The 6408-nt window shown below is 34.3% G+C and carries 5 protein-coding genes and 1 pseudogene; 3 read left to right on the plus strand and 3 right to left on the minus strand.

Translation table 11 applies throughout. The features are described 5' to 3' along the window. Positions 1 to 96: 96 nt before the first annotated feature. On the minus strand, positions 97 to 1140 hold the full coding sequence (locus tag Q1W14_RS03875) for an acyltransferase family protein (protein ID WP_300699446.1): 1044 nt from the start codon (positions 1138 to 1140) through the stop codon (positions 97 to 99). Positions 1141 to 1218: 78 nt separating this feature from the next. On the opposite strand from Q1W14_RS03875, the pseudogene Q1W14_RS03880 reads away from it, so the two are divergent. From Q1W14_RS03880 to Q1W14_RS03890, 3 genes and pseudogenes are all read left to right on the plus strand, one after another. Further along, positions 1219 to 1374: pseudogene (locus Q1W14_RS03880) on the plus strand (N-acetylmuramoyl-L-alanine amidase); the annotation flags it as partial. 166 nt (positions 1375 to 1540) lie between these two features. Next, the gene (locus Q1W14_RS03885) at positions 1541 to 2539 is read left to right on the plus strand and encodes a glycosyltransferase (protein ID WP_300699447.1); all 999 of its coding nucleotides are present in this window, start codon (positions 1541 to 1543) and stop codon (positions 2537 to 2539) included. A gap of 4 nt (positions 2540 to 2543) precedes the next feature. Continuing rightward, a complete protein-coding gene (locus Q1W14_RS03890; protein WP_300699448.1) occupies positions 2544 to 4076 on the plus strand; it encodes a sugar transporter in 1533 nt (510 codons plus the stop codon). Here the strand turns inward: Q1W14_RS03890 and Q1W14_RS03895 are convergent. Both Q1W14_RS03895 and Q1W14_RS03900 read right to left on the minus strand, forming a co-directional pair. Further along, complete coding sequence (locus Q1W14_RS03895) at positions 4062 to 5249, minus strand: glycosyltransferase (protein ID WP_300699449.1); 1188 nt, start codon at positions 5247 to 5249, stop codon at positions 4062 to 4064. The genes Q1W14_RS03890 and Q1W14_RS03895 overlap by 15 nt on opposite strands. 8 nt (positions 5250 to 5257) lie before the next feature. Further along, on the minus strand, positions 5258 to 6298 hold the full coding sequence (locus tag Q1W14_RS03900) for a glycosyltransferase (protein WP_300699450.1): 1041 nt from the start codon (positions 6296 to 6298) through the stop codon (positions 5258 to 5260). Positions 6299 to 6408 lie beyond the last annotated feature (110 nt).

A 6408-nucleotide genomic window follows, 5' to 3' on the forward strand; every position in this document is an offset into this window, starting at 1 on the left:
CAACATAAGGATACGTAACACGGACATAGTCAGAACTACCTGTCAAATTACGCAGAAACTTGCGTAAAACTTCGATATCTGATGGGAATTCAATAGTTATTTTTGTCCAAAAAGAAAATTTGCCAAAGTAGGGCTAAGCCTTAAAATCTGTGACACCACCAAACTTGCTGCAATTACAAAAATAGAAATTGTAATAGAAAATAGAAACTCAATGAATGGACTATCCATTCTACCAAAATTAGGTAGTATTGCATCCATCCGGCTAAATATAAAAAAATAGTGGATAAGATAAATATCAAGAGTTCTACGCCCTACATATTGCAATATCCGACCAACTAAATGAGAATTTGAGAATGCGTCAGCATGCTTCCTAAAAAAAGTAAAGACTAATACAAGCCCGGTAAGCGATGTTAGAAGATTAAAAAAAGCATGACTAAAACTCTGAACAATTTCTGAGTAAACATTGAAACCGAAAAATATTATTATGCTACATAAAACAAGAGAGCTATGAGTCAACAAAGATTCAAAATAATATAAATATTTACGAATCAAAGTGCCAATTATAAAAAACAAAAAATAATACCAAGCTTGGATGCCAAACAATCCAATTGTAGCTTCTGGAATATTAAATTTCACCAAAACAACAGGAATTGTGAGCATATATACTGTAAAACCGACAAATACAAGAAGCAGATCACGATAACTATCTTTCAACTTCAGCATATCAAGAACCTGATTGAGTAAAATATAAAATATAAAGAACTCAAATAGAGCAAAAGTAAACCAATAACCACTTTTATTATGATCGAAAATAGCATCAAGCAGATTTATATTTCTAACATAAGCAGAAGCCATCAAAAATAAAAATGGTGAAATTATCTGTACGCTTATTTTTTTCTTCAAGAAATGAAAAGCATTGGAAAGACTCCAAATGACACCTAATTTATAAAAAACAAATCCGCTAACAAAAAAGAAAACTGGCATACGAAACTCTAAAAATAAATTATGATATGAAAATGCATCTGTACCTTGCAATCCCATATCAAAAGTTCCAACATGGGCAAGCACTACAAGGAAAATTGTAAAGCCACGCATAGCATCAATATATGAAATTCTTTGGGTCGGATTTGCTTCACTCATTTGTGTTTCTTTGCTACTCATCATCTTTATACTAAATATGTGCAAAGATATAAAAATTATCTTGAGGGATTATAAGAACTTATTATTATTGTAGCTATGCTACTGATGGATTATCCGGAAGCTCGGGTACTAGAACATTGAGACCTCAGTCCGAATCTTAACGGTAATGGAGTTGCGGAGCGGATGGAATGGAGTAAACTGTGTCCGTGCTTTATGATGAAGAAAGAGAAGTGATGAAAAATATAATCTTTATAGCTGCAGAAGAGCTATTTACCACCTTTCTTTCATAAGATACATTCTTTCGAATCATTCCCAGCAGAAAAAAATATCATTTTCTAGCAAGCAACCCGTATCTCGTTTTTTTTATATAAATTTGTGCTGCAATTAAATCAGACAGATTATGAACAATATTTTAATCAGCATTATTATACCGGTATACCAAGCAGAAGCTTTTTTGGAAAAATCTGTAGAGTCAATATTAAAACAAACACTAAAAGATATTGAAATCCTGCTGATAGATGATGGATCGAAGGATAAATCGGGGGAAATTTGTGACCAATTTGCCGTCAGAGACCAAAGAGTTAGAGTTATCCACAAAAAAAACGGAGGACAATCTTCAGCCAGAAATGCAGGAATAAATGCTGCTTTGGGAAAATATATCGGATTTATGGATAATGATGACTTTCTATATCCTGAAATGTGCCAACTATTGTATGAGAATGCAGAGCAATATAATGCCGAAATATCAGCAGCCAGCTTTATTACAGAAAATGAAGCAGGAATACGTTCTCATGATAATCATTCTCAGTGTACCTATGTTTATGACAACAGGGCAGCAGTTGAAGCTTATCTTGCACGAGATATAATGGATATCTATGTATGGACAAAGATATACAGAAAAGATTTCTTAGATAAATATCATATAAGATTTGAAAAGGGACGAAGTGATGAAGACTGGTTGTTTAATCATATCGCATTTGTTTCAGCATCCAAGGTTGTTATGAAGGATACTCCTATCTATCTTTACATCGAACGTAATAATTCAACATGTCGCACATTCCATAAAACTAATTTCCATAAATATATAGATGACACTTGCTATAGATTGCAAAAAATAGAAAAAGACATTAGCGACAATTATCCTCAATTAATACATCTTGCTCAAAGACAAACTATAATCGCTTGTTTTAAGATGCTATCAGTAATGTCCAACTATTCGAGAAAGGAATGCGAACCATATTACACATGGGTAAAGACCTATTTACAAAAGAATTCAAAAATGGTTATTAAAGATAAGAAACTTTTTGGAATGACTAGCATAGGAGTGTATATGGCAGGGTATATGCCACCACAACTTTATTTTATTCTAAAAAGATTGAAGCACTCAATTAAGAAATAAAATCATGCACCAATCTCGTTTGAAGAAATCATTACTCAATGCCCGAGTTAATTTGATTTTTTATTTTTTAAGTTTAGCCTTATCCTTTTTCTCTAGAAAAATATTTCTAGACGCATTAGGAGCAGACTTTATTGGATTAACAGGTACTCTTAACAATCTTCTTGGTTTCTTGAACCTAGCTGAATTAGGAATCAGCACAGCAATAGGATATGTACTATACAAACCACTGTTTGAGCATAACGAACAAAAAATAAATGAAATAATATCGGTATTCGGATTTATATATCGCCGCATCGGTTTTATAATTCTTGGTGCTGGGTGTTTATTGGCATGCTTTTTACCCATTATTTTCCCGAATAATGTCTTTGATTTAAGAGTTGTTTATTTTGCATTTTTCTCTTACCTCACCTCCTCGCTGATCGGCTATTTCGCAAACTATAAACAGACCCTCTTGGGAGCCGACCAAAAAAATTATGTAGTAACGGCTTATTTTCAAAGTGCCGTATTGATAAAAACTCTCTTCCAAATGGGATTGGTATATTACACTGGTAATTACTATTTATGGATTGGCATGGAATTATTACTAGGAATAACATACTCTATCATACTGAATAAGAAGATAAAACAAGTATATCCATGGCTGAAAAGTGAAGTAAAGCAGGGAAAGCTACTTTTCAAAAAGTATCCGGAAGTAACCAAGTATACCAAGCAATTGTTTGTACATAAGTTGGGAGCTTTTGTGCAATTTCAAACGACCCCCTTTTTTGTTTATGCCTTTGTCTCTCTTAAAACGGTGGCATACTATGGAAATTACACGCTTATTATTGATAAAATAAGCATATTCATCAACAACCTGCTGGGTAGCACAAACGCCGGTGTGGGTAATCTTATTGCCGAAGGTAACGTAAAACGCATCCAACAAGTATTTTGGGAGTTAATGGGAATACGTTTTCTGATGGCAGGAACTATCTCATTTGCATTGCTACAATTGACCGATGGATTTATTACTCTCTGGTTGGGTAGTGAATATGTAATGCCCCAACATATCTTATATCTGATAATCATAAACTCATTTATCAGTTATACACGCGGTGCTACCGACCAATTTATCTACGGATATGGCTTGTTCCAAGATACATGGGCTCCAGTTACGGAGGTAATCATCAATCTAGTTGTAGCCATTATAGGAGGCTATTTTTGGGGATTACCCGGAATATTGATGGGTAATATTACCAGTCTATTTATTATTATAGTGATTTGGAAACCCTACTTCCTCTATTCTCAGGGTTTCAAAACACCTGTTTTACATTATTGGATAGGGTATATCAAACATTTACTCATTATACTGTTGCCAGCAGCGGCTTGCTACTGCCTATTGCCAAGCAGCAGCTTCACTCCCGAAAAATCTTTTATGCATTGGGTAAAATTTGGCTCTATTATTACTACAACTTACAGCCTATCAACTTATCTAATGCTTTACCTATTCACCCCAGGTATACGGGCTTTTACACACCGAATTTTATTAAGAAAACACTAATTTTTTTTTCAAACTATTAAAAACTTCTTCCCATTTGTCGGCTACGTATTGAATATCAAACTGCTTTACAGACTCCATACACTTTACAGACATCTCGGCACGCAGTGTTTCATCCTTCATAAGTGCGCCCAACTTCCAGGCAAACTGTTTGCATGAGAAAGGAGGAACCAATATTCCATTCTGTCCATCTTCAATGATATCTGTTACAGAGGCAAACGAATTGAACAGTACCGGAATTGTACCAAAGGTCATAGCCTCCGTCAGAACCATTCCCCAGCCTTCATAATCGCTAGTCATACATAAAATACTCGCGCTACGATAGTAGGATTCGGGATCTTGCCAACCAGTGAAAATCACATGCTCCAAATTTAAAAATTGGGATTCAAGTTCTTGCCGATTGGGCCCATCGCCTACAATAACCAACTCCCAATCCGGAAAATCTTTGTAAATACGTCCCCAAATATCAATCAAACGTCCTACACGCTTTTGGTACCACTCAATCCTCCCGACATAAAGCAGCTGTTTCTTCTTCTGAATGTTAGTTTCCAGCTGAGGTGGATAAGTATTCGGATTAGGTATGGCAATGACACGATCAGTACTTTTTGAATAGATGCGCTTCAAATCGGGAATAAATTTCAAAGAGAGCAGACACAATAAATCGGTATTAGAAAAAATATTTTCATACTCCCTCTTCAATGTTTGGATAAATTCCAGCTTTATCATTGGATACTTAAGAAAACGAAATATTTTTCTTACCTTCCCTACCACAGTGTTTTGTCCTTTCCTCCACATTAGTAGTTCAAACAGATGATTGTAGATCCCCAATGGATATTGATGTATCACAGATATAGTATATACTCCCGGCAGCTCCTTTGAAAATCGACACAATTCATGATATGACTGTGGATCTTGATTGATAATAATTTCAATTCGATGTTCTTTTAGGAAATTTTGATAAAAAGTACCATTTTTCTCTGTCTCATTAATAGAATAAGGAAAAAAATAAGGTAAAGCTGGATATAAATACCCCAAACGATTTTCATCCCTAACATTGTGCAAAGAAAGCACATGATGCCCTCGCTTTATAAACTCACGAATTAAAAGATCGCTTACTCTTTCAATACCTCCACGGTGAGGATGAAACATTACCGGATGTATAAATAATATATTCATAGCTATTACTATTTAGCCCCAAACATCTTTTTAAACTTAATCAACAACAAAATCTGCATCCAAAAATCAAAAACAGATACATTTATACAACAAAGTAAAAACTTGCCACATTTATCAGCAAAATACTGGGGAGAAAAAAAGTTATTTATCCATTGCTTATTAATGGATAGAATCTGACTTAGGAAACGCAAACGGGTTTTCCGTGAATAGTTATTTTCAACTTTATATATAGACAAGATTATTTTATGGAAAAACACTGTTAAAGAATTCCATGCTCTTGTCAGTGATTCATCTTCCAAGCCAAACTTATCCTGATACATATATACCCTATTTAGAAAATTAAGAAAGGCAGCATATTCAGCATCAAAACTATTGATGCGTACAGACAAAACCTCTGTAGAATAACCAACCCTATATACATAATTATTATAATCACGAATAAATAGAAAGTCTGAATAAATTAGATAATCTAACATAAAGAGTAAATCCTCCAGTCCCGAAATAGAAGGTACAAATTTTATGTCATGCAACTCTATAAGCCTATTATCATATAATTTACTAGCCGCATAACTCACATTTTTATCTATTAAATCCGTCACAATTAGATACTTATCTTTAGACCAAACATCTTGTTTCGGTACATGAACAGTTCGAATATCACCACTTGGAGAAATTTTATCCAATCCTCCAACAACAACTCCCATTAAGCTCTTATTTTCAGGTAACGCATTATAAAGCGCCTCCAAATAGTAAGATTTCACATAGTCATCCGAATCTATAAAAGATATATATCTGCCGCTAGAGTTTTCTAAACCTACATTACGAGCACAACTTAATCCTGCATTTTCTTGATGAAATACCCTAATTCGTTCATCTCTCCTGGCATATTCCTCACAAATATCACCACAACGATCAGGGCTTCCATCATCTACTAATAATAATTCAAAGTTGGTAAACGTCTGTGCAAGAATGCTATCAATACATTGAGGTAGATATTTCTCTACCTTATAAATTGGCACTATTACTGATATTACTGGTATAGTATTCATAACTTTATATTTCTATATCCCTTATTAAGCAATCCTAAAGCAATACGCAGATTATGAATTCCCCATCTCAACCGTTCCCACATAGTAGCTTTGGGTTTAAAACCCTTCCA

This window comes from Bacteroides sp. (assembly GCF_030151085.1).
Lineage (GTDB): Bacteria > Bacteroidota > Bacteroidia > Bacteroidales > Bacteroidaceae > Bacteroides.

Bases quoted from the DNA above. Each gene is read 5' to 3' on its own strand.
- Q1W14_RS03875 (WP_300699446.1), bottom strand. From the start codon at position 1,140: ATGAGTGAAGCAAATCCGACCCAAAGAATTTCATATATTGATGCTATG.
- Q1W14_RS03885 (WP_300699447.1), top strand. From the start codon at position 1,541: ATGAACAATATTTTAATCAGCATTATTATACCGGTATACCAAGCAGAA.
- Q1W14_RS03890 (WP_300699448.1), top strand. From the start codon at position 2,544: ATGCACCAATCTCGTTTGAAGAAATCATTACTCAATGCCCGAGTTAAT.
- Q1W14_RS03895 (WP_300699449.1), bottom strand. From the start codon at position 5,249: ATGAATATATTATTTATACATCCGGTAATGTTTCATCCTCACCGTGGA.
- Q1W14_RS03900 (WP_300699450.1), bottom strand. From the start codon at position 6,298: ATGAATACTATACCAGTAATATCAGTAATAGTGCCAATTTATAAGGTA.